This window comes from Afipia massiliensis (assembly GCF_001006325.2).
GTDB classification, from domain to species: Bacteria; Pseudomonadota; Alphaproteobacteria; order Rhizobiales; family Xanthobacteraceae; genus Afipia; species Afipia massiliensis_A.
Genome location: NZ_LBIA02000001.1, coordinates 3152789 through 3174718 on the forward strand (window position 1 = coordinate 3152789; position 21930 = coordinate 3174718).

General features: G+C 61.2%; 21 protein-coding genes, 3 tRNA genes and 1 riboswitch. Of the genes, 11 read left to right on the forward strand and 13 right to left on the reverse strand.

The window, feature by feature from the left end; all coding sequences use genetic code 11:
• Positions 1-189 precede the first annotated feature (189 nt).
• Positions 190-444 (forward strand): His-rich protein BRANT, encoded by a 255-nt coding sequence (locus tag YH63_RS15100; protein WP_046826881.1) that lies wholly within the window; start codon positions 190-192, stop codon positions 442-444.
• A gap of 131 nt (positions 445-575) precedes the next feature.
• On the opposite strand, the gene YH63_RS15105 is transcribed toward YH63_RS15100, so the two are convergent.
• The gene (locus YH63_RS15105; RefSeq protein ID WP_083992547.1) at positions 576-2693 is read right to left on the reverse strand and encodes a TonB-dependent receptor; all 2118 of its coding nucleotides are present in this window, start codon (positions 2691-2693) and stop codon (positions 576-578) included.
• A 171-nt stretch (positions 2694-2864) separates the two neighbouring features.
• A riboswitch (cobalamin riboswitch) is annotated at positions 2865-3098 on the reverse strand.
• An 80-nt stretch (positions 3099-3178) separates the two neighbouring features.
• On the opposite strand from YH63_RS15105, the gene YH63_RS15110 reads away from it, so the two are divergent.
• On the forward strand, positions 3179-3613 hold the full coding sequence (locus YH63_RS15110; RefSeq protein ID WP_246658063.1) for a hypothetical protein: 435 nt from the start codon (positions 3179-3181) through the stop codon (positions 3611-3613).
• Positions 3614-3728: 115 nt separating this feature from the next.
• Here YH63_RS15110 and YH63_RS15115 read toward each other — a convergent pair whose 3' ends face one another.
• The 4 genes from YH63_RS15115 to YH63_RS15130 form a co-directional block, all read right to left on the reverse strand.
• Entirely contained in the window at positions 3729-4940 is a 1212-nt protein-coding gene (locus tag YH63_RS15115; RefSeq protein ID WP_046826879.1) for a serine hydrolase domain-containing protein, read from the reverse strand.
• Between the two features lie 437 nt (positions 4941-5377).
• Entirely contained in the window at positions 5378-5914 is a 537-nt protein-coding gene (locus tag YH63_RS15120; protein ID WP_046826878.1) for a PRC-barrel domain-containing protein, read from the reverse strand.
• Positions 5915-6000: 86 nt separating this feature from the next.
• Positions 6001-6210 carry a hypothetical protein gene (locus YH63_RS15125; protein ID WP_046826877.1) on the reverse strand — a complete coding sequence of 70 codons (210 nt, stop codon included), beginning with the start codon at positions 6208-6210 and terminating at the stop codon, positions 6001-6003.
• Positions 6211-6371: 161 nt separating this feature from the next.
• Positions 6372-6605, reverse strand: a complete 234-nt coding sequence (locus YH63_RS15130) for a hypothetical protein (protein ID WP_137325208.1) — start codon at positions 6603-6605, stop codon at positions 6372-6374.
• A gap of 170 nt (positions 6606-6775) precedes the next feature.
• Between YH63_RS15130 and YH63_RS15135 the strand changes: the two genes are divergently transcribed.
• From YH63_RS15135 to YH63_RS15150, 4 genes are all read left to right on the forward strand, one after another.
• Positions 6776-6967, forward strand: coding sequence for a hypothetical protein (locus tag YH63_RS15135; protein ID WP_137325209.1), 192 nt, complete (start codon positions 6776-6778; stop codon positions 6965-6967).
• 130 nt (positions 6968-7097) lie between these two features.
• A tRNA-Thr gene (locus YH63_RS15140) sits at positions 7098-7172 on the forward strand.
• 186 nt (positions 7173-7358) lie between these two features.
• Positions 7359-7850: a hypothetical protein gene (locus YH63_RS15145; protein ID WP_046826874.1), complete on the forward strand. Its 492-nt coding sequence runs from the start codon at positions 7359-7361 to the stop codon at positions 7848-7850.
• Between the two features lie 39 nt (positions 7851-7889).
• A complete protein-coding gene (locus YH63_RS15150) occupies positions 7890-8408 on the forward strand; it encodes a hypothetical protein (RefSeq protein WP_046826873.1) in 519 nt (172 codons plus the stop codon).
• Positions 8409-8467: 59 nt separating this feature from the next.
• On the opposite strand, the gene rlmB is transcribed toward YH63_RS15150, so the two are convergent.
• Positions 8468-9349, reverse strand: coding sequence for a 23S rRNA (guanosine(2251)-2'-O)-methyltransferase RlmB (rlmB, locus tag YH63_RS15155; RefSeq protein WP_046826872.1), 882 nt, complete (start codon positions 9347-9349; stop codon positions 8468-8470).
• 219 nt (positions 9350-9568) lie between these two features.
• Between rlmB and YH63_RS15160 the strand changes: the two genes are divergently transcribed.
• Positions 9569-9654: transfer RNA gene (locus YH63_RS15160), tRNA-Tyr, on the forward strand.
• Positions 9655-9930: 276 nt separating this feature from the next.
• The gene (locus YH63_RS15165) at positions 9931-10395 is read left to right on the forward strand and encodes an acyloxyacyl hydrolase (protein ID WP_137325210.1); all 465 of its coding nucleotides are present in this window, start codon (positions 9931-9933) and stop codon (positions 10393-10395) included.
• Between the two features lie 163 nt (positions 10396-10558).
• On the opposite strand, the gene YH63_RS15170 is transcribed toward YH63_RS15165, so the two are convergent.
• Positions 10559-10831, reverse strand: coding sequence for a DUF3551 domain-containing protein (locus YH63_RS15170; protein ID WP_046826871.1), 273 nt, complete (start codon positions 10829-10831; stop codon positions 10559-10561).
• A gap of 129 nt (positions 10832-10960) precedes the next feature.
• On the opposite strand from YH63_RS15170, the gene YH63_RS15175 reads away from it, so the two are divergent.
• A tRNA-Gly gene (locus YH63_RS15175) sits at positions 10961-11034 on the forward strand.
• 44 nt (positions 11035-11078) lie between these two features.
• On the opposite strand, the gene YH63_RS15180 is transcribed toward YH63_RS15175, so the two are convergent.
• The 3 genes from YH63_RS15180 to YH63_RS15190 all read right to left on the reverse strand — a co-directional run bounded on the left by YH63_RS15180 (position 11079) and on the right by YH63_RS15190 (position 13242).
• Complete coding sequence (locus YH63_RS15180) at positions 11079-11891, reverse strand: MBL fold metallo-hydrolase (RefSeq protein WP_046826870.1); 813 nt, start codon at positions 11889-11891, stop codon at positions 11079-11081.
• Positions 11888-12259, reverse strand: coding sequence for a Crp/Fnr family transcriptional regulator (locus tag YH63_RS15185; protein WP_046826869.1), 372 nt, complete (start codon positions 12257-12259; stop codon positions 11888-11890). The genes YH63_RS15180 and YH63_RS15185 overlap by 4 nt, the downstream gene beginning before the upstream one ends.
• Before the next feature lie 65 nt (positions 12260-12324).
• Positions 12325-13242 carry a LysR family transcriptional regulator gene (locus tag YH63_RS15190; RefSeq protein WP_170978696.1) on the reverse strand — a complete coding sequence of 306 codons (918 nt, stop codon included), beginning with the start codon at positions 13240-13242 and terminating at the stop codon, positions 12325-12327.
• A 186-nt stretch (positions 13243-13428) separates the two neighbouring features.
• Between YH63_RS15190 and YH63_RS15195 the strand changes: the two genes are divergently transcribed.
• Positions 13429-15318 (forward strand): autotransporter outer membrane beta-barrel domain-containing protein, encoded by a 1890-nt coding sequence (locus YH63_RS15195; protein ID WP_052753809.1) that lies wholly within the window; start codon positions 13429-13431, stop codon positions 15316-15318.
• A gap of 89 nt (positions 15319-15407) precedes the next feature.
• Complete coding sequence (locus YH63_RS15200; protein WP_137325211.1) at positions 15408-16943, forward strand: autotransporter outer membrane beta-barrel domain-containing protein; 1536 nt, start codon at positions 15408-15410, stop codon at positions 16941-16943.
• Between the two features lie 126 nt (positions 16944-17069).
• Here the strand turns inward: YH63_RS15200 and YH63_RS15205 are convergent, their stop codons facing one another.
• The 3 genes from YH63_RS15205 to YH63_RS15220 all read right to left on the reverse strand — a co-directional run bounded on the left by YH63_RS15205 (position 17070) and on the right by YH63_RS15220 (position 21774).
• Positions 17070-18332: an MFS transporter gene (locus tag YH63_RS15205; protein WP_046826867.1), complete on the reverse strand. Its 1263-nt coding sequence runs from the start codon at positions 18330-18332 to the stop codon at positions 17070-17072.
• Between the two features lie 163 nt (positions 18333-18495).
• Positions 18496-20307: a carbamoyltransferase family protein gene (locus tag YH63_RS15210; RefSeq protein WP_046826866.1), complete on the reverse strand. Its 1812-nt coding sequence runs from the start codon at positions 20305-20307 to the stop codon at positions 18496-18498.
• Positions 20308-21102: 795 nt separating this feature from the next.
• The gene (locus YH63_RS15220; RefSeq protein WP_046826864.1) at positions 21103-21774 is read right to left on the reverse strand and encodes a TetR/AcrR family transcriptional regulator; all 672 of its coding nucleotides are present in this window, start codon (positions 21772-21774) and stop codon (positions 21103-21105) included.
• Between the last annotated feature and the right edge of the window lie 156 nt (positions 21775-21930).

Genomic DNA, 21930 nt, shown 5'->3' on the forward strand with positions numbered 1-21930 from the left:
CATAATTCCGGCGGTTTTTGGCCAGCCCGCCCCGGAACGTCTGCGCCTAACCAAACTGTCATCCAGATGAACGAAAGCCGCTGGCGCGCTTCAGATTGAGTTCAGCGCGCCCGGCCTAGCGTTGCTGGGACGATCGGCACCCGGCCATGCGACCGGCCACCTCTCGATCGCGTGAACAGGAGATATCCGATGCTCAAGACGATTTCCGCAGCCCTGGTTGCCGCCTCGATGCTCGCCGCGCCTGCCATGGCTGCCACCGTCATCAAGACCGAGCGCGGCCCGATGACCAGGACGATCGTGGTGAAACCGTCGGTCGCGCGCTCCCATGCGCAGGTCGTTGTGGTGAAGAAGCATCGCCATCACCGTCACTATGGCTGGAACAAGCACCGTCATGGCCACGGCCACAAGGTCGTGATCGTGAAGAAGCATCGTCACCACTTCTGACCGGGACGACTATTTCCGTGACCGCTATTGCATAGCCCCCGCATCGAAGCGGCTCATGGAAAGAAGAACGGCCTGCGGAGCATCGTGAGATGACCGCAGGCCGGGCTGTTTGGAGGTCAGCGTGTGACAGGTCAGAACGTCACGCCGGCTTTGAGCATGTAGGTACGGCCGGGCAGAGGATAGGCGTTGAACGAGCCGTAGGTTGACGCGCTGGCGATGGCGTAATCGTAGGTCAGCACGTCGAAGAGATTGTTGACGCTGAACGACCAGAAGAAGCGATCGACCTCGCCGCTGAGTTTTAGGTCGACGGTTGCGTTAGCAGGAATGAGCGGCTGGAAATTGCGCTGGTCGTTGTCCATACGCCGCGCGCCCCAATACCGGACGGTTGCATCGAACACCAGATAACGCTGCCACACGTCCCACGACACGCCGCCATAGGCGGTGACACGCGAAACCAGAGGAACGTCGTTGCCGGCAAATTGACCTTCGGAGAACACGGCACGTGTATAGGCGAAGCCGCCCCTGAGCCGGACCGTATCGCTAGCGCGCAGGGTTGCGCTGGTTTCGCTGCCGTAACGATGAGTTGGGTCAAGATTGATATTGTAGAACAGCGCCGGGTTGAACTGGATTTCGTTCTTTAGCCGCATGTCGTAGTAGCTCGACTGAATATCGAGTGGCCCGCCATGGATGCGGATGCCGGCTTCCACATCGTGAGATGTCTGGGTCTTCAGATTGAACGTGCCGGGCGCAAAGAACGGTCCGGACCCAATCCGTTCATCAACGTTTGGCGTACGGAATGCTTGGGCGGCGCGAGCGAAAACCGCAAAATTCTCGTTGAGCCGGTGCTCAAGACCGACGTGAAGCGCGTGATTGGTTTCGTCGGTGTTGAGCGGTGACGCCTGCGGGTCGCCGAACCAGTTTGGCGCCGACATGTCGAGCTTGTCTCTTGCCTGCAGCTTCGTGTTCTGAAGTCTGCCGCCATATGAGAAGTCCGTGCTCGGCAGCAGACCGATGGTCTGTTGCCAGTAACCAGCAAGGGTTTGCTGCTTCAGATTGTAAACGTGAATCGGTGCATCGCCGGCGTAGCGGCTTCGGTTTGAACTGTAGGCCGCATCGTAATAGTCGATGCCGGTCAGGATATTCGAACGCAGGCCGAAGAACGGGTTCTTGATGCTGAGGCGGGGCGTGATCGACCATGTCTGCAACGAGGAATCGACATAACGCGCGTTGAACGGACTGAGGGGAAGGCCTCCAGGGAATGAGCCCTGCTGCTGCTTGTCGCGCACGCCGCCGTCGACGATCAATTCCGCGCCGTCCCACAACGACTTGGTAAACCCGGCGGTTGCGTTCTTTCCCTGCTTCTCGCCGCGATCGAAGGGTGTTGCTGCCCCCCGCGGATCGGTCGCAAGGCGATTGATGCCGGTGCCGAACTCGCTCGTTGCCCGGCCTCCCGGAAGACCGAGGCTTTGGTTGTCGGCTGACAGGTTCAGGAAGGCGCTGAAATCAGGCGTTGAGTAGCGAACCTCGCCGACGCCGTTGGTCTGTCGCAAGGCGTTGTTGACGCGGTATCCGTCGGACGAAATGGCGTTGCCAAAAACGGCGGAGGACCATGGACCGGCGTTGACACTGGCGGACACATTCCCCAGCCGCTGGTTGAATGATCCGACGCCTGCTTCGGTGCGCATTGCAATCGGCTTGCCGATTCCAATCCCCGTCTTCGTGATAATGTTGATGACGCCGCCAATGGCGTTGTCGCCGTACAGCACCGCACCGCTGTTGCCGCGTGTGACCTCGATCCGTTCAATCGATTGAATCGGAATAGTTGAGAGATCGACACCTTGCAGATCGGCTTCATTGAGGCGTCGGCCGTTAATGAGGAACAGCGTGTTCGACGAGGCAAACGCGCCGAACCCGCGAAGGTCGACGACGGAGCCGGTGCCGTTCACCGCGCCGTACAGGTTCGTAAGCTGAACGCCCGGGATAGTTGCGAGGATCTCCTGAATCGTTTGGTTGGGCGAACGTGCGATGTCTTCCGCAGTGATGACCGCAGTCGACGCGCCGACGATGCCGCCATAGAGGCGGCTCGCATCGACGTTGATCGGCGGCAACTGGCCGCCGCCATCCTGCGCGAGGGCAGGGCTCACAAGCGCCGTGCCTGCGAGGCATGCCGCTGCGAATGACAGTCTGAGCGTCGCCGCCGGAAAGAAAGATCTAGGAAAAAGAGTCACGTTTGAGCCCCGCCGATGCATGTGATCGCGAAGGCGCGGTGAAGACGCGCGCAGGCATGACGATGCGCGGCGAGCGAACGCTGCCGGACTTTACGTCGTGACTGAGGAAACAGGCCATCGGCCGGACCTCCGCAACTGTTACGTCACGTCACCGCTGCGGAAATGCCGCCCCTTCGCACGCCCCGTGCGACGGAAGGATGACCGGTACAGGCAGGTCTCCTGGCTCGCGGATCGTCGCCGTTGCCCGCCTTCCCAAGCCCGGCTGTAACGCCTTCGCTCAGTGGCCTATTGGACAACGACTCACCGTTGACAGTTGCGGGGGCAGCTTCGGACTAGCCGTGCATGCTTCACGTTGAAGAGTCTGCACGGCGGCACCGAATTCCCTATTCGCCAGCTTGCGCTGGCACCTGTGCCGTGGTTGCAATCAATCGGCGGCGGGTTGCCTTGTCAATGACACAATGAGCAAGAAATCCAATGCCATGGCTCAGGTTACGGACTTCATTGGGATGCGTTGCAAATTGGTGACATATGGGCCGCGCGCGGCGGCGGTGCTGCTTGCGCTCGCTGTGGCCGGCTGCGCCTGGACCGGCGGCGCCGACAGCCTGTCCTACACCGCCGATCGCGGCGTCGAGAACCAGCCGTATCCGGCGAATTACCGTCCCGAACTGCTCGCTCTGCTACGGACCTATCTGAACGATCCAACCGGTATTCGCGAGGCCGGGATTTCAGAGCCGGCGCAAAAGGAAGTCGGGGGCCGCCGCCGCTATGTCGTGTGCGTGCGCTTCAATGCGCGCGGTGCGGGAGGGCGCTACGCCGGCGTGAAGGAACGTGCGGGCATGTACATCGATGGACGACTCGATCGCATCATCGAGGAGACCGAGGATCTTTGTAAGGGCGTGGCCTTCGCCGCATTTCCCGAAATGGAAAAGCTGACGCGGTAATCCTGCGCTTCAGCAACTCGTCATTGCGAGGAGCCCTTGCGACGAAGCAATCCAGTCTTGTTTGTTGATTCTGGATTGCTTCGCTTCGCTCGCAATGACGGTGCTGATCTATATCTCACGAAAAATGCTGGACGATCGCTTCGAAACCCCGTCGCCAGGCGCGGTAATTCTCGACGTCGAGCGGGACGGGTTCGGCCGCCACGCGAACGATCACCAGTTCGCTGACGGGATCGATATAGATCCACTGGCCATGGATGCCGATGCAGCACAATGTGCGCCGCTTGCGGTCGATCTGATAAAATTTGCTGCGATAGGCGGCATCTGGAAACATCTCGGCGAATTCGCCGCGCGCCCATGCCTCCGGATCGCCGTTGTCGTTGATGTCGTCGATCCACCAGCCCGGGATCACCTGTTTGCCGTTCGCGACGCCGCGCTGCCGGATCATTTCGCCGAAGCGGGCGAGATCGCGCGGCGCAGCGCAGATACCGCCGGCTGCGCGCATCGCGCCTTCCGTGTCGAGCGTGATGTAAGCGTCGCTTTCCGCGCCGAGCGGCGTCCAGAGATGTTCGCCGAGCAGATCGGAGAGGGCGCGGCCCGCGGCGCGCTCATAGACCCAGCCGAGCAGGTCGGTGTTGGTTGAGACGTAGTGGAACGCGTGGCCGTGGGTCTTGCCGTCCGGCTTCTGGGTGGCGAGGTATTCGCGTAGCGCCATGGTGCTCTGGCCGGGCTTGATGACATCCCATCCAACTGCGCGCCGGTAACGCGCCACATCTCCGTCCGGATCGACATAATCCTCGGTGAAGGCGATTCCGACCGACATGTCGAGCAGATGCCGCACCGAGCACCCGCCATACACCGATGATGAGACTTCGGGAACGTAATCGGTGACGGGGCGGTTGGGATTCAGAAAGCCCTTGTCCACGAGAATTCCGCCAAGCGCCCCGGTGATCGACTTGCTCACCGAGAACACGATATGCGGCGTGCGCGCGTCCATGCCGCTCGAATACCATTCGGCAGCGATCCGCCCGTGCCGGAGTACGACAAATCCCTTGGTGTTCGTCGTGCGGAGCGCCTCGCGCAGCGTTGTCGGACCCTTGTTGCCCTCGAAGGCGACGTGACCGATTTCAGCCAGCGAACTTTCCAGCGGGACGGGATGCTTCGATGCGGCGATGTTCGCTGTCGGCAATACGCGCCGGACGTTATGAAAGCTCCACTCGCTGTAGGGCTGGGTGCGCCAGTTCGCCAGTGTCACAAGGTTGTCCCGCGCCGGCGGGAATTCGTTCATGAGATTTTTTGCAGGACTCTTCGCGGTCGATCTGGCTGACATTCGTTTCTCCGGAGTCCGATCCAGCGGGACTGAATCGTTTGTTGTTGTTTTTGGGCACAGCCGGGGAGACTGCGCGCCCGCATTGTGCGTGTTAATCGGCGTAAGACAACACTGCGCCGCACAACCGGAGCGGAGATCCGGAGAGAATCGGACTCGGAAAGGGCGATCTGGCAAGAGGGCCGGCGCAAAACAATGCGCGAGACTCTTCGCCGGGAGGGCGTTCAAATCTGGATATGACGCGGATGATTCTCAGACGGCCTTTTGAGGAGCCTTAGCCGTGAACACGATATTGGTCTTCACTCTGGCCGTTGCTGCTTCACTCAATGCATGGTGCCTCAGCGCCTACCTCTGAGCTGTACAGACGCACTGATACAAAACGGCCGAATCGGTGAACCGATTCGGCCGCGTCACTGAGCTGGAGACTATCCAAGCCGGGTTTACTTGGTGCTCTCCGAATACTTGAAGGCAGGCATGGCCTTCAATTGCTCCTTGGTCCCGCTCATGACGGCATGATCGGGGTACCAATCGTCCGTCGCTGCGGCTGTTGTCGTTGTTGTAGCTGCGCCGGTCGTTGTCGAAGGTCTCGTCGTTGACGACGTTCCGGACGCCGGCATTTTGTCGGCCGATGCCGAACGGATCGGCTCCTCAACCCACTTCAGCTTGTCGAACGTCACGGCGATGTCGTGCTGACCGACGCCGAGGAAACCGCCGACGCCAATGATGACGGCATTGATCTTGCCGCTCTTGTCGAGAATGATTTCACTGACGTCGCCGAGCTTCTCGTTGGCGTCATTGTAAACCGCCAAGCCGACAAGCTTGGATGCCCGCCAGTTGCCTTTCAGGTTCATCTGCTCGCTTGATGCCGACGCAGCCGGAGCGGGGGAAGGCGATGCCGGAGTCGTGGTCTGTGCGAACGCTGCTCCACCGGCCAATGCGGTTCCAAGCAAAGCTGCCGCCACATATTTCTTAATCATCAGACTCTCCTTTCAATAATGCTATTGAAACTGGAGAACCCGAACCGCTCGCATATGTTCCGGGGAACTGACGCTGTTCCTCCGCGTCAATTTAGCAGGTTGCGCGGCACTTTTTCAGAGCGCAAAGGAACCTCGCCGTTTTCAATCGCGGCATGAAGCGTGTTCAGTTGTGCCTCGAGATATTCGTTCGCGGCCAACAGCGCCATCAAGGCGCCGCGCGTGTCGCCGCCGCACTGTGCGATGACATCATCAAGGGCATTTTCATAGCGGTCATCATGCGGCTTCGCTAAACTCATGATCGTCCTCGTTCCGGGTTTTGCCTGACTCGCCAACTACCTGTGTGGTTAACGGTGACCGGACGGTGACCGTTCCAAGGCGAGCCGATTTGTCCACGCAATTCACAGGGGGGTTCGCGTCTTTTGGCATGTCCGGCGGGAATACATCCGGCCACGGGGCGTTATTTCGCGGCCCGCTCCACCGACCAGACGTCGAAAATCCCGAGGTTGTAGAGGAAGGCCAGGACGGCGACCACGCCAACCGCAGCGATCATGTATTTGTGGTGCGCACGGAACCCGCCACTGCCGTTCATGCAAATCTCCCGCGCGGCAACACGCCACTTGATGCATTGGTGACGCAAATCGAGCGGCAGCGCAAATGGAACGGCGCGCCACGTACCGGACGCACGGGTCAAGAGCGGCTCCGGGAGGAACATCCACGACATGCCATCGTTGAATGCGTGGGTGACAACGGAGGAGAATTGAAATGCGAAAATTCATCGCAGGTTTGGCTGCGGCTGCCTTGGTCATGGCAACCGGTTTCGCGTCCGCGCAGACATCGCAGCAAAAGCCGTCGGATCCTGGCATGACCAACGCCCCTCAAGCGGGCAGCAGCGGAACCAATCCGTCAGATCCGAAGAGCATCAAGAAAAAGAACGTCAAGAAAGGCAGCGGCACCACTACCGGCATGGGTAAAGGCACCATGAAAAAGAGCACCGGCAAGATGGGCACCTCCAGCGGTGGCCGGGGCGGCGGTGAAGGCGGAAGCGGCAAGTAAGCGCGGGATTGTTCTCGCAGCTCGAAAAGCCGTCGCCTTGGGTGGCGGCTTTTTCCGTCCATTTTTTGCAATGACCAGTCCTGTTGGCGGTCTTGTCCCGGAGCGGCGGCGCTGATAGCTGTTCCCCGTTGCCGGTTTAGCTCAGCGGTAGAGCAGCGGTTTTGTAAACCGAAGGTCGGGAGTTCAATCCTCTCAACCGGCACCACAAATCCGCAAAGCGGCAGCAGCTGCCGGGCGTTAACCTTCCACTTTCCAAAACCTTATTGAAATCGTTCGCAATTGAGCGAGCGCGAATGCTTACGCGTTAGGCTTACCTGACGATTGGGCGGGGCCTTTAACTCCTGCTACGGCCCGCTGGACTAGGGTGCAGCTTCAACCAAGGCATCATTCCATGCGCGCGATATTGGCTCTGGCGATAGTGATCGGAACGGCGGCCACAGCGGCGGCCGATACCGGCGCGCTGATCGTGATTCCCGGCCGTGCGGGCGTGCCCGTTATCATCAACGGACGCGACGTATCCTATTCGGTCATCGAAGGCGAATGGGGCCTTGCGAAACATTTCAGGAATACGGCCCGGGTCTATGGCGGCTGGGACCGCTACATCGGCCCGGAGGTCGGCCACTATTATCCGAGCGCCGGACGCACGCCGGGCTATGGCCGTCTCGAGATTCAGCCTTCGGCCAATCGCGCGCTGCCGCAGCCGGCCGAGAGCTATCATCGCTCGTGGTCCGCGCAATCCGCGCCGCCTGCGCCGCAGCAGCAGTACGATGTTCCCGAGTATCCGACGATCATCGAAGCGCCCCGGGACAGTTACCGGCCGAACGGTTTCCGGCCCGATCACAGTTACCGCCCGAACGGTTTCCGGCCGGATCTGAAAAAGTAGACCACAACCAAACAAGAAGCGTTCAAACAGGAGAGAGTTATGCGTCAGATGATTGCAGGATTGATTGCGGGCGTGGCGTTTGCCGCGACGATGGCGACGGCAGCACCCGCGCAGGCGTGTGCGTTGACCGACCCGTGCGGCAACTACGGCTATTATGCTTACAACTATGGATGCGGTTACAGCGCCTGCGGTGTTCGCCAGCGCCTGCCGGATCCGGCTGGCCCGCAGTATTACTGGGTCAACCAGGGCCCGACCTATACCGGTCCGGGCAACTTCGCTCCGGTCCCGACCTATCAGGAACGCGCCGTAGTCGGCTCGCGCTACTATGGCCGGCCTTACCGCTACGGCTATGACGGCGGCCCGTACGGCAACGCCACCAGCCACTATTATGACGGCGCACCGGGCGTGCAGGGACCTGCGGTCTACAGCTATCGCTCCGCCCGCCGCCATTATCATCGCGGCTATCACCGCGCGCACCATCGCGCTTATGGCGTGAGGCACTATCACGCGCACCGTCACCACGGTCAGCGCGTGAAGCCGCTTCACTACAGGCACTGATTTTCGGACGACCTAAAATCTGAAACGCCCGCTTGCATCATGCCGGCGGGCGTTTTGATTCAGCCCATCAGGCCGAGGCGGCTGGAGCCGATATACAGCGCGAGCGCCGCGGCGTTCGACACGTTGAGGCTCTTGATCGCGCCGGGCATGTCCATGCGCGCGACGATGCTGCAGGTTTCGCGCGTGAGCTGACGCAGGCCTTTGCCTTCCGCGCCCAGCACCAGAGCAAGCGGGGCATGCAACGGCACGACGCTGAGGTCACCCTGGCCTTCGCTGTCGAGGCCGACCGTCAGGAAACCTGCCTCGTTCATTTCGCCGAGCGCGCGATGCAGGTTCGGGACTTCGACAATCGGCACAAGCTCGAGTGCACCGGATGCGGATTTCGCCAGCACACCGGTCGCCTCCGGACTGTGCCGACCGGTGGTGACGATTGCCTTGACGCCGAACGCCGCTGCGGAGCGCAGGATTGCACCGACGTTGTGCGGATCGGTGATCTGGTCGAGCACCAGCACAATGCCGTCCTGCGGCAGTTCATCGATGTGCAAGCCGGGCAGGGGATCGGCCTCCGCCAGCAGACCCTGATGCACGGCATCCGGCCCGAGCCGCCGGTCGATGTCGCCGGGATGCACCAGTTCCGGCGGAACGCGAGTGTCGATCTTCTCGTCGGCGAGCCGCCGGGCGACATTTTCGGTGACGAACAGCTTACGGATGCACCGCTGGGGATTGGCCAGCGCCATGGTGACCGAGTGCCAGCCATAAAGAATGACGGGACCTTCGCCTTTGGCGTGCCCCTTCGCGCCCTTGGCGTCGCGGTCGCGCCAGTGAGGGCGTCCGCCCTGAGGCTTGCCTTGATGCCGTTCCGGGCGCTCCCGATCGCGGTCGCCGCCGCGTCCGCCTGTTTTCGGGCCTTTGAAACGTGATTTCCGGTCTCGATCGCTCATGCGGCCTTGTCCCACGGGGCTGGAATAATGGCAATTTTCGGCTTTGGGCAGGATCGCAACGACCTGTCATATTCGTCCCCGCCTTGGTTGACTTTACCCCGGCGCTTCGCCCATAAACGCGCCGACCGGGCGCCCGTTTACGGGCACGCTTTTTACCGTCATCCATGGCCGTTCAACCACCCCCGTTCGGGTGGGCGAGGGTGTCGGATGACGTCGAGCGGGGGAGTGTCCCGAGTGGCAAAGGGAGCTGACTGTAAATCAGCCGCCGTATGGCTTCGAAGGTTCGAGTCCTTCTTCCCCCACCAATCTAAGATCGCCCGGAAATCGTTTCCGGGCGATTTTTTCTAAGCGGTACGCCGCAACCGCCGGAACAGTTGCGGTTCACGTATGGTCCGCGCGCAATTGGAAAGTCGGCCATGGCTCTGCACGGTTCGTTTCGCTGGCTCGCAGCTTCGCTGCTCGCCTTGTTGGCCAGCGGAACAGATATGAAGGCCGCAGATGTCGGTGCTCCGCCGCCCTCTCTGCCAGTCCAATCGCTCTTCTAGCCCGAGCCGCTTGCGAAACGGTCCTATGGTTTCGACGTGCGCCTTGGCGGCTTTGCCCATGCAGTTGGAAGCGCGGAAGCCAATACGTTCGACGCCAGCCTTCAGGTCGTTCTTCCCAAGTTTCTAGCAGATAACTATGGGTGGTGGAATTTCCTGAATCCCCACACCTACGTCGGCGGAATGTTCAACACCGGCGGCCGCACCAGTTCGGTCCGGGCGGGCTTGCTGTGGCAAATTCCGTTCACCGAGCGCTTCTTCGGCGAAATCTTTTTCGGTGGGGCCTATCACGACGGCTCCAAAGTAGGCGATGCGACCCACAATGCGCTTGGCAGCCGCGCCCTGTTCAATGTGGGCGGATCGATCGGTTACCGCTTTACGCCGCAGTGGAGCGTACTGGTGACGTTCGACCATCTGTCGAACGGCAAAGAGGTCTTCGGCACCGGCTTCGACAGGAATGTCGGCATCAACAACTACGGCGCCCAAGTCTCTTACGCCTTCTAAAGTCTCCTACGCCTTCTGAAGCCTCCGACGTTTTCCAAGGTCTCCACCGCTTTTTAAGGCCTTTCAGCGCCATGGCTGATGATAACAAACTGATGCAACAAAAAGCCGCCCGAGGGCGGCTTTTTCGATGAACGGCGAGTGCTGGCTGGCTTAGGCTAATGACTCAATCGTAGTAGCGCCGCTCGCGGTAGACCTTGCGCGGCTTGGGGGCAGGTCGATACTGCTCGGCGAAAGCAAAGACCGGGTTGACCTGGCAGTAAGCCCGGCGTCCCGATGCGCTCGCCATGCATTGCGCATAGGTATTGTAATAGCAGGTGCCGGGGCCGGCCTGAAAGCCTTCGACCAGGCAATAGCGATAATCCCGGGCTTCGGCGGAGCCGGCGCCGAACACGGCCACGCCTGCCACGGCCAGAGCGGCGAAAAGTGCATTGCGCATGAGACGTTCTCCCGGTTGGAAAGAGGCTAAAGCGGAAACATTCTTACGGGAATATGGTTCCGTTGGGACCTGACTTCAAATCAAACGTGGTTGAGGCGGCGGAACGGCCATGCTAGTGCTCGCCGCGTCGCGGGTGTAGCTCAATGGTAGAGCAGCAGCCTTCCAAGCTGAATACGAGGGTTCGATTCCCTTCACCCGCTCCAAACTTCCCTGAAAATTGATATTCGCCGCGGTCCGCGAGACCGCCTCACGAATCGTCGAGTTTGTTGAGGTCGCGCACCGACTGCATGATCGGCTCGAAATTCGACCGCGCGTCCAGCGCGTCGAACAGTTGGGCCGTATCTGACAGCAGCGCGTGAGAGCGCTGAATCGCGATCCTCACGTCATCATGCGGCGTATCCGACAGGCGGCCGTGCCCGGACAGCAGGATTTTCGAGTCCAGCCCCTTCAAGCGCTCCAGCGACTGGATGTAGTCGCTGATGCTTCCCGACCCGAACACGCCGCCCATCACGCCGCCGGGCATCAGAGTGTCGGCGGCGAACAGCAAGCCCTTGTCCTGTTCGAACAGGCTGATGCACGCGGAGGTGTGGCCGGGCGTGTACATCACGTTCAGCCTGAAGTTTCCGAGGTCGATCAGGTTGCCTTCCTCAAGCCAGATGTCGACGTCGATCGGCACGTCCGGTTCGTTGAACATCTTGCGCAGCATCGAGAAGTCATCGCGCAGCATGATCTTGTTCGCGGCGAGACGATGCGCGGCGATGATCGTCTTCCCGGTGAAGTGGTAGGCCGCGCCGATATGGTCGAGATGTTCGTGGCTGAGCACCACCATGTCGATGTCGGAAGGCTTGACGCCGAGATGCGCAAGGCATTCCAGCAGATGCGGAAAGTTCGAGGACAGGCCGACGTCGATCATGATGGTCCGCTTGCTGCCGCGCACCAGATACGCATTGGCGGCGCGGTTCTTGAACCGGATCTGATAGACGTCCTCGGCGGCCTGAATCAGCGAACAGACATCGTCGTTGCGAAGAATGGGAAAGGGTGAGGGCTTGCGGTCGCTCATGGCGTTGCGGCCTTGAAGGTGATCGCGTTCGAGGCCCGCAATCGCTTGCTCAGCGCATCCATGATCATCAGCGCGAAGGCCGGCTGCTGGCTGACGAGGTAGACGAAGCGGGCGTGATTGATCCGCATCACCTTCGTGCCGGAGACGGCGGCGACCGCCGTTGCCGAGCGCGACGAGCCGTCGATGACGGCCATCTCGCCGAAGAATTCACCCTTGCCGAGGCTGACGATGACGGTTCTGCCTGCGCCTGAATCCTTGACGATGTCGATCTTGCCTTCGAGCACCACAAACAGCTCGCGGCCGGTCGATCCCTCCTCGAAAACGACTTCGGAGGCATCATACTCGTTGATGCATTTTTCGATTGTCATGGAACGCTCACAGCCTTTCGCCGCCGGTTCTGCCCAGATATTAGGCTGGAATCCGGCCGACGCAATCAGTCGCCCGCGGCAATCTTCCGGACGATCTTGAAAAAGGCCGTCATCGCGGGCGAGGGCGTGCGGTGCCGCTGGGTGATGAGCCCGAATTCAATGTTGATCGGCGTGGGGTTCATCACCAGGTGGGCAAGTTCGCCCCGGCGCCAATAGGGCTCAAGCAGCGGGATCGGCGCCCAGCTGATCGCATCGCTGGCGATCACAGCTCCACGCATAGCCGCAAAGCTCTCGACCCAGATTCGGGGGACGAAGCCGCCGGACTTCGGGACGGTCAGCGCGCGATTGTCGCCGGCGCTGTCCATGACGTCAGACGAGTAGTGCGACGGCCGAGGGCCGGCCAGTGGATAATCCGCGAGATCCATTTCTCCGATCACGCCGCGTTGCAGCAGCGGATGACCGGGCCGGCAGAACAACGCCACGTTGACGGTGATCAGCTTTTCGAAGGCGAGGTCATCGAGCCCGCGCACTTCGACGCGGTCGCCGATTGCGATGTCCGCGCTACCATTGAGAACTTCCTTTACGGCGCGACGACTCTCGCTGGAGCGCAGGCGGCAACGGACATTCGGAAATTCCATGGCGAGCCGTCCGAGCGCCTGAGGCACCCAAAGCTCCGATGGAAACGTGCCTGCGACGACCGTGAGTTCACCGACCTCGAGCCCCTTCGCCAGTCGTATCTCGCGGGTGAGGTTGTCCATGCTGCGCGCGACCGGTTGACCCCACTCCAGCAGGATCTTGCCAAACATCGTTGGCTCGGGAACGCCCGTCCCGCGGTCGAACAGCCGGACGTCCAGTTCGGTCTCCAGCGCCTGGAGCGCGCGCGTCAGGGCGGACTGGGTGATGCCCAGCGCTTCCGCAGCCCGCCCGAAGTGGCGATGGCGCTCAAGCGCCGTGACGATCTCGATGTGTCTCAGAGTAATCACGATGCACATTTCTCATTGATATTTGAGTTTCATGAATTTGACACATCAGACGACGCTTTGCCATCCATTTGATGGGGCGATGACGCGATTCGCGTCCGCATGAGGAACTGAATTCGCTTCGCCGGGGCGCGGCGATTTCAAGCAGGCAAGGGGCGTGCGGTGGCTTTTGTAAATCAGCGAGTGGGGTTGGAATCCGATCGCCGTAATGAGCAATCACCGTTTGCACCGGCGCGTTGCGGACGGCTGCGCAACGCGTTGCGCCGGCACTGGCTCTGCGGCGCCGCGCTGATGGCGCTGTCTGCGCCGGCGAGCGCGCAGACGATCGATACGATGCCGGCCTGGAACGGAACGTCTGCCCTTGGTTACTGGGGCGCGGGCGGCTCGGGGACATTCGGTCAGACCATCACGGCGCCGACGCAAAGCACATTGACCGAATTTTCGTTCAATCTGATTTACAACAGCAGCGGACCGCCCCATTCGCAGTATCAGGCCTTTGTCTATCGATGGGATAGCGTCAACGGCTATACCACGGGACCGGCGCTGTTCACCTCGGGAGTGATGACGGCACCTGGCGCCATGGCCTTTACTGAGGTGACATTCAATACCGGGCGCGTCACCCTCACGCCGGGCCAGCAATATGTGCTCTTCATCACCACCAAGAGCGTGGTGCAGGGCGGATCCGCGCAATACAGCATGGCCCAGGTTGCAGGCGGCGGGGCCTATGCCGGTGGTATGATGGTCTGGAACAACGGCGCGAATTTCAGCGACCTGGCTACCACGACATGGTCCAGCCTCCTCTCGCGAGACTTCGCGTTCACAGCGGTGTTCGCTCCATCGACGCTGCGCTCACAATTGCTGACGGGCACGCCGATCAATCCAACCAATGTCGCGGGCGGGATCGACAAATTTCTCGCCAGCGGCGCACCGACGGGCGGATTTTTGGTGCTGACCGGCCTTGCGCCGGCGCAACTGCCGGGCGCGCTGACGCAGCTTTCCGGCGAAAACGGCACCGCGGTCCAGCAGGGCGGCGTGCAGTTGATGAACCAGTATTTGTCGGTGCTGACCGATCCGACGGCGGCCAATCGCGGCGGCGTCGGTGGCGGCAATAATGGTGCGATGGGGTATGCGCCGGAGCGCTCTGCGGCGACTGCAAATCTGCCGCGCTCGATCGCATCAGCCTACGCCATGACCTCCAAGGCGCCGTCGCTGCAGGCGAACGCCACGTCGCGATGGAATGTCTGGGGCTCCGCATTCGGCGGCAGCAACAAGACCAGCGGCGATGCCGTCACCGTCGGCAGTCACGATGTCCGGTCGAATGCCGGCGGTTTCGCAGCGGGCGCTGATTATCGCTTCTCCCCCGACACGCGGGCCGGCTTTTCGCTGGCGGGCGGCACCACATCATGGTCGCTGGCCGGTGGTCTCGGTGATGGCCGCAGCGATGTGTTGCTGGCCGGTGTCTATGGCACGCACAACTTCGGCGCGGCCTATGTCTCCGGCGCAGCGTCCTACGGCACCTACTGGACGTCATCCTCCCGCACTGTAAGCGTCGTGGGCACCGACACGCTACAGGCAGATTTCAACGCCCAGAACTTCGGCGGACGCGTCGAAGGCGGCTATCGCATGCAGATGCCAATAGCGTTCCATGTGACGCCCTATGCCGCGGTTCAGGTGCAGGGCTTCCGCACGCCGTCCTACGGCGAAACCGCAACCTCAGGTTCCGCGCAGTTCGCACTCAATTACGAGGCGCGCACGACAACCGCAGTGCGCTCTGAACTGGGCGGCCGGATCGACAAGGCCTGGCTCGCCACCGGTGGCAGCGTGTTCAACGTGTTCGGCAAGGCTGCCTGGGCGCACGACGAGGTCAGCGACCCACGGCTCAACGTCAGCTTCGTCAGCCTTCCGGTGGCGAGTTTCGCGGTCAACGGCGCGACGCCGGCCCGCGATCTCGCCCTGACGACGGCGGGCGCGGAATGGCGCTTCGGCAACGGCGTCTCGGTCATGGCGAAGTTCGACGGCGAGTTCGCTGAACGCTCGCAGACCTACGCCGGCACCGCGCGATTGCGCTACGCGTGGTGAGATTCACGGGCGTCGTTGTCGCGTAGCGCGATGCGTGTCGATCTTCATCAGTTGCTTTGACGTGTTGAACTAAGAATCGGGGACTTCCGTTGCTGTCAGATTTTGGTAGGGGCCATCGCCCATTTTCGCTCGCGCGCCGCGTGGTGTTTGGAATTGCCAGCGTTGGCATTCTGGTTTGCGGAAGCGGCGAAGCCCGGGCCTCCGCAGGTTGCGACAGCCTGAATGCTGGAACATGGAATGTCACGCAAACTGATGGACCGGCGTTCTCCCAGAAAACGGTCACAGGCTTTGTGGTCGGCGACAAGATCACGTTCACCATCACCGGGGTCAATGCGACGCTCGCGGCAGGTGGACAGTGGTGGATCACATCGGTCTCGGCTCCCGGAACGCTGCTCGATGACTACAGCATCTACTCCAGTGGTACGGTGGTTCGCACCTATACGGTGACCGGCAACGGCGGGGACACATCCCTTAGGCAAGTCTTGCGGTTTCAGGTTCAGAATATCGGGGAAACCATCAGCGTGACGGCCGCATGTCTGCCTGTCGGTGGTCACGCGTCGACAAAGCCGACAAACAGCCAGAAACTTCGCGCCATGCAGGTGCAGGGATCTACCATCGCGGCGCAGGCCTCGGGTGCCGCGATCACCGGGGCGGTCGGCAATGCCATCGATGATGCCTTCAGCAACGGAGGTAAGCCGGTCACGTTCGGAGCGAACGGAATGTCGTTCAACTTCGCGGCTGATCCGGATGCGGATGTTGGCACGCGCTCGGATGTGACACGCCGCGCCGATGATGCTTTCGCAGCGCTCGCTTATGTTGGTCCCACCAAGGCGCCGCGCGTGCCGACGCTTGAGCGGCAATGGAGCTTGTGGGCCGATATTCGCGGCACCGGCTGGGATCGCAACAACGCCGGCGGCGATCTTCGCGGCACGCAGATCAATGCCACCGCCGGCATCGGTTACAAGCTTCGCCCCGACGTTCTGGTCGGCGTGTTCGCCGGCTTCGAGAACTTCAACTACGACTTCGTTTCGCTCGCTGGCAACCTCAAGGGTAGCGGCGGCACCGCTGGCGGTTACGCCGCATGGCGGATCGCGCCGACGCTGCGCTGGGATGCGATGGCGGGCTGGTCGGGTCTCTCCTATGACGGCGTGGCCGGCACGGCGAGCGGCAGCTTCACCGGTTCGCGCTGGATCGCCTCGACCGGGCTGACCGGCAACACCCGCGTCGCGGCTTTCGTCTTCGAGCCGTCTGCGAAGATTTACGCGCTGTGGGAACATCAGGGCGCGTGGACCGACAGCCTCAAGGTGTTGCAGGCCTCGCGCGACTTTGCCACCGGCCGCATCTCGGCGGGCGGTCGCGTGATCGCGCCGTGGCGGGTGTCGGCTACGACGACGCTGTCCCCTTATCTTGGTTTCTACGGGGATTGGCGCTTCGCGACCGACAACGCGCTGCCGGTGGGTGTGCCGTTCGTCGGCATCGGCGATGGCTGGTCCGGCCGGGTCACGGGTGGCGTCAACATCGCTATGGTGAGCGGCGGATCGCTGGCGCTCGGCGGCGAATACGGCGGCATCGGTGCGAACTACGGCGTGTGGACCGCGAACGCGCGGGCAAACTGGCCGTTCTGATCATCTGCGGCGAGACGAGGATTGCCTCGCATCAGTCTTCGTTTTCTCGCAGACGACAAAGAAGGCGCGGAGCGATCCGCGCCTTCGATGTTTTTGCAGCAAAGGCTGCTTGCGCCGCTCGTTGGTTTACATTGCCCGACGTGCGGACTTTGCGGAAGTCACGTCTGCTTCTGTGGCTGCTTCAGGATAGCGGCCGAGAGACAGGAACAAGGCTGCGGGGATCAGTTGCAGCGCGGCCAACAAGAACAGCGGCACCACGGCGCCGCCGTGGGCGGCGGAGAGTTGCGCGAATGCAACTGGCCCGATCGCCGCGCCGATGAAGAATGCGAACAGAAACCAGCCAAATGTCTTCGAGACCGCGCGTGTGCCGAAATAGCGGCTGGCGAGATAGGGCATAAGGTCGGTTTCGCCGCCGACCGCGATACCGCCAGTCGCGGCCGCGACGAAGATCAGTGCCGGTGCCGTCGCTGTTGCATAGAGTCCGAAACAGGCCGCGGCGAGCGTGACCGTCAGGATGCCGACGACCGGGGCCTGCAGCTTGTCCAGCAGATAGCCGAACCCGATGCGCCCAAGCAGAACGGAGAGGCCCGACACGGCTTGTATCATCGCCACGTCGGCGAGGGGCATGCCCGCAGTCTCGGTCAGAATGAAGGCGATGTTGGCTGCGATCGCGTAAAGCGACAAGCCCATGATCGCAAAGCAGACGGCAAGTTTCCAGAACGTTGCTGTGCGGACGATGTCGCGAACATCCATGCCAGGGGCTTCGCGCTTCGCGCCAGGAGCCGTTTCGGCCGATTGAGCGCCGTCCGGGTTGTCCTTCACAAGGAGAGCGACAAGCGGCAGGCAAATGAGTAGTTCGACAGCAGCCAGTGAGAGCAGGGCGGCCGACCATCCGGACTGCGCGATGATTTTCTGCGCCAGGATGGGAATGAAGAACGAGCCGACGGCCTGCGCGCTGGCGGCAAGCCCTAGGGCCAGTCCCCGCCTGCGATCGAACCAGAAGGCAATGGCCCTCGCATAGGACACCACGTTGGTGCCGGCGCTGACCAGACTGACCAGACCGAAGGCGAGATACATTTGAGTCAGCGAATTTCCGATCTGGCTCAGGAGAATGAGCGAGATCGCGAAGAGCGCGATGCTGCCCGTCGCAACCTTGCGCGACCCCCACCGGTCAAGCATCCATCCGCAAACCGGATACATCGCCGTCTGGATGAGCAGGAAAATCGTGGCGGCTTTGGCAAGCTCGGGTTGGGTCCAGCCGAACTGCCGTGCCCATGCGCTGGCGAGGAGGGCGAAGCCCGCACCCATGAAAACGAGCGAACCGAAGGAAATTCCGATCCCCGATCCGATAACAACTTTCCATCCCGCATGGGATGTCCGCGCCGCCATGGTGATTCTTGCCTCAGCCCTGAACTCAAGTGACGCTTGAGGGAATGAGGCGGCTAGCGCAAGGCCCGTTCATCGGTGGAGCCTGCGGCGATCTCACGCGGAGGCAAATTCTGAGGAATTGGCCTGTTCGCAGCACTCGCCGAGATGATCTTGATGAACGCCGTCACGCCGGCTTCATGTTCGCCATCACCATGGTGGCGACCTCGGTATAGGTATTCACCATCGGCCCCACGATCCTGTGCAGCGGGTTCTTCGAGACCAGCATGTCGTGCATCACCAGATGGTCGATGCCGGTGGTCAGAAAGCAGATCACGGCGTCGCGCGGCGTCTCGATGATCGGCTCGCCCTTGACGTTGAACGACGTGTTGATCAGCACAGGCACCCCGGTGAGGGCGTCGAATTCCTTCAGCAGCCGGTAGAGCATCGGGTTGGTGGCTTCGCGCACCGTCTGCACCCGCGCGGTGCCGTCCACATGCACGATCGCCGGAATTTTATCGCGCCACTCGGGACGGACATTCTTGGCGATCAGCATGAAGGGCGAATCTTCCTCGCCCTCAAAGATTTCCTTCGCACGCTCATAGAGCACGATGGGCGCGAACGGTCGGAACGGCTGGCGATGCTTGACGCGACTGTTCAGGATGTCCTTCATCTCGGGCTTGCGCGGATCGGCCAGCAGGCTGCGATTGCCCAAGGCACGCGGGCCGAACTCGGAGCGGTCCTGAAACCAGCCGATCACCTTCTGATCGGCGAGCAGTTTCGCCGTGTCTTTCGCGATGTCGTTGCTTCTGGTTTGCGTAGTCTGGATGCGAACCAGGAACTTGCTGGCTGAATCAGCGACTTCCTGATCGGAGTAGCGCTTGCCGACATAGGAATGATCCATCACAAAACTGCGGCGCTGCTTGAGGATTTCCACCCAGCCGTAATAGGCGCAGCCAATCGCGATGCCGTCATCGCCGGCCGCCGGCTGAATCCAGACGTTCTCGAAACCGGATTCCCGCGCCACGCGGCCGTTGGCGACACAGTTCAGCGCGACGCCGCCCGCGATGCAGAGATTTTTTGCGCCCGTGGTCTCGCGCAGCCACGCCGCGCGGGCGAGCAGCACCTTTTCGGTGTCGTCCTGAACGCGCCAGGCAAGATCTTCCCAGTGCTTCATCAGCGGGCTGGTCTCCCACTTCTGGTCGCTGTCCATGATGTAGGGTTTGTTCAGTTCGGACGTCCAGCGCGGGACGGTGAGCGTGTTGTCCTTGATCTGCATCAGGGACGGGACGTTGCCGTGACGTCCGTAAGGCGCAAGCCCCATCAGTTCGCCGCACTTGTTCCAGTCGCCGAAGATGTAGGTGGAGGCGCGGCTGTAGAGCGCGCCGAGGCCGGGCATGTTGTAGAACTCGTCGCTGAGAAATCCGCGATCGGGCTCCATCCAGACCTTCTTCAGACATTCGAGCTTCGTGCCCGAGAACTTGTAGTAGCTCTCCGACTCGCGCGCCAACGGCGTGGCGGCGTCGCTTTCGGGAAACGCCTCGTTGACATCGGAGCGATAGCTGCCGACGCCATCGACGATCATCACGACGCCTTCCTCGAAAGGGGAGACGGCGAAGGCGCTGTAGGCGTGGGCGAGGTGATGCGAGATCGACACCACCTTGTCGGATCGCGACAGGAAATGGGGATGGCTCTTGGCATCCGCCCGTTCATATTCGGGCAGGAAGCCCGGCAGGTCCTGATACAGCAGCCGGTCTTCCATTTCAGGCACAGGCAGGATGTAGCAATTGCGGACCACCAGATCGACGTCGTCGAGCGTGATGCCTTCGGCGTCCAGGCAGTAATCGATAACTTCCTTGTAGAAGCCGGTGGCGTGCTTCTCGCGGGTGATGCGCTCCTTCGCGATTGCATAAGCGATCTCGCCATCCCGCAGCAGGCAGGCGCTCACGTCGTGGTCATATGTGTTGAGGCCGAGAACGTAAGTATGTTTTTTGGGCATGGACCAACTTTCGGAGCGGCGGGCTTAAACGTTTAGTGGTGGAATGGTTCGGAAGGTTCAACCGCGTCTCGCACTTGCGAGGATTTTCGTTCAGCATGATGAACACCCGTTCAGCACGGGTATGGCAGTATCGAGATTAGCATGAACAGATTGTGATGCTTTCTAAGTAAACGCCAACGCGATCGGCTGAGGTTGCTTGACCCATGGGGCAGGTTGACCCTAGTCTGTTACCGGATGAATCGTGCGGTAGTCTTGTTTTTGACTATCTATTTTCCGAATGTGCCTGAACGGGACGCAGGCTCGCGGGTTTAATACGCGGAAGTGCTCCACTGCGTTTCCGGAATTGGAGGTGCCCTTTATGACTCAGATCAAGACGCGTTCGAACTTCTTGAAGCGTGCCCTTGCGGCTGCGGCCTTGGTGTTGGTCTATTCGATCAGCTTCTTAGGCACATCGTTTGTCGTCGCGACTTCGACTTCGACTTCGGCGGAAGCGCGTGGCCGCGGTCGGGGTGGTGGCCGCGGGCGCGGCGTTGGTCGCGGCCGTGGCCGAGGCGGTGGTTGGGCTCGTGGCCGCGGTCGCGGTCGTGGCTACTATCGTGGCCGTGGTTATGGCTACGGCTTCATTGCTCCGGGCTGCTACTGGAGCCCGCGCTATGGCCGGACGATCTGCCCGTACTAAGAGTTATTCGCTCGCGTAAAGCGGGTTCGCAACAAATGCGAGGTGCGCCGGTTATCCGTCGCACCTCGTTTCGTTTTTATGACTTGTTTGGATTCTGATTTTGAACCCGATCACCGTCAGGATTTACGAGAACCTGATGCGCGCACCGCAAGTGGAGTCGCGGCATCGCCGCCCCCAAGCGCAGCCCGCGCCGTGGACACAATCCGCCGGATGATGTCGTCGGTGTCGTTGAGATCACACAATCCGCCTGACAGCTTCTTCAGCCGCTCGCTGTCCGTCACGGTTTGCCGGATCATCGCCAGCGCGAAATGCAGGCCCCAGTAGATATCGACTTCGTCGCGATGGGGCAGGGCGAGACGCAATGCCGTTGCAAACCGCTGCAGATGCCGGAACTCGCGATCGACGATCTTCTTGATCGGCGGCACGGTCTCGACCGAGGCACGGGTCATGAACCGGGCCGCGGCGGAGCGTTGAAGATCGGGGCTGAGGCACCATCGCAACGGCGGGCCAACCAGCGCACTCAGAATCGCATCGACGCTCGGGCGGCCGCCGCCTTCAAGTTCCGCAGCTTTCAGCTCCGCAAATCGCTCGCGGTTCAGAACGGTGGTGCGGCTGACGAACAGGTCGGCCAGCAATTCGTCCTTAGAGCCGAAATGATAGTTCACCGCCGCGAGATTGACGCCGGCGGCGGCCACGATGTCGCGCATCGTAACTTCGCCGAAGCTGCGCTCGGCCCAGAGCATTTCAGCGGCGGTGAGAATGGCGTTTTTCGTCTGATCGCTCGACATCGAAGCCAACGGTAAGAGGTGCTATGCAAAAGCGCGAAGGGTGTTTCGCGCTGCGAAACAAGATCATACATTTGTTTGATCGTCACTTGCCATTCAAACAAATGTATGAAATCAACCTAGCAGCAAGATTGCAGCGCGGCAAGACATCCATGCGAC

Excerpts from the sequence above, each read along its gene's own strand:
- YH63_RS15105 (WP_083992547.1), bottom strand. The coding sequence starts at position 2,693 with ATGCATCGGCGGGGCTCAAACGTGACTCTTTTTCCTAGATCTTTCTTT.
- YH63_RS15150 (WP_046826873.1), top strand. The coding sequence starts at position 7,890 with ATGCGTCAGATGATTGCAGGATTGATTGCGGGCGTGGCGTTTGCCGCG.
- YH63_RS15120 (WP_046826878.1), bottom strand. The coding sequence starts at position 5,914 with ATGATTAAGAAATATGTGGCGGCAGCTTTGCTTGGAACCGCATTGGCC.
- YH63_RS15125 (WP_046826877.1), bottom strand. The coding sequence starts at position 6,210 with ATGAGTTTAGCGAAGCCGCATGATGACCGCTATGAAAATGCCCTTGAT.
- YH63_RS15185 (WP_046826869.1), bottom strand. The coding sequence starts at position 12,259 with ATGACAATCGAAAAATGCATCAACGAGTATGATGCCTCCGAAGTCGTT.
- YH63_RS15145 (WP_046826874.1), top strand. The coding sequence starts at position 7,359 with ATGCGCGCGATATTGGCTCTGGCGATAGTGATCGGAACGGCGGCCACA.
- YH63_RS15220 (WP_046826864.1), bottom strand. The coding sequence starts at position 21,774 with ATGTCGAGCGATCAGACGAAAAACGCCATTCTCACCGCCGCTGAAATG.
- YH63_RS15180 (WP_046826870.1), bottom strand. The coding sequence starts at position 11,891 with ATGAGCGACCGCAAGCCCTCACCCTTTCCCATTCTTCGCAACGACGAT.
- YH63_RS15115 (WP_046826879.1), bottom strand. The coding sequence starts at position 4,940 with ATGTCAGCCAGATCGACCGCGAAGAGTCCTGCAAAAAATCTCATGAAC.
- YH63_RS15110 (WP_246658063.1), top strand. The coding sequence starts at position 3,179 with ATGCGTTGCAAATTGGTGACATATGGGCCGCGCGCGGCGGCGGTGCTG.
- rlmB (WP_046826872.1), bottom strand. The coding sequence starts at position 9,349 with ATGAGCGATCGAGACCGGAAATCACGTTTCAAAGGCCCGAAAACAGGC.
- YH63_RS15100 (WP_046826881.1), top strand. The coding sequence starts at position 190 with ATGCTCAAGACGATTTCCGCAGCCCTGGTTGCCGCCTCGATGCTCGCC.
- YH63_RS15205 (WP_046826867.1), bottom strand. The coding sequence starts at position 18,332 with ATGGCGGCGCGGACATCCCATGCGGGATGGAAAGTTGTTATCGGATCG.
- YH63_RS15210 (WP_046826866.1), bottom strand. The coding sequence starts at position 20,307 with ATGCCCAAAAAACATACTTACGTTCTCGGCCTCAACACATATGACCAC.
- YH63_RS15170 (WP_046826871.1), bottom strand. The coding sequence starts at position 10,831 with ATGCGCAATGCACTTTTCGCCGCTCTGGCCGTGGCAGGCGTGGCCGTG.
- YH63_RS15135 (WP_137325209.1), top strand. The coding sequence starts at position 6,776 with ATGACCAACGCCCCTCAAGCGGGCAGCAGCGGAACCAATCCGTCAGAT.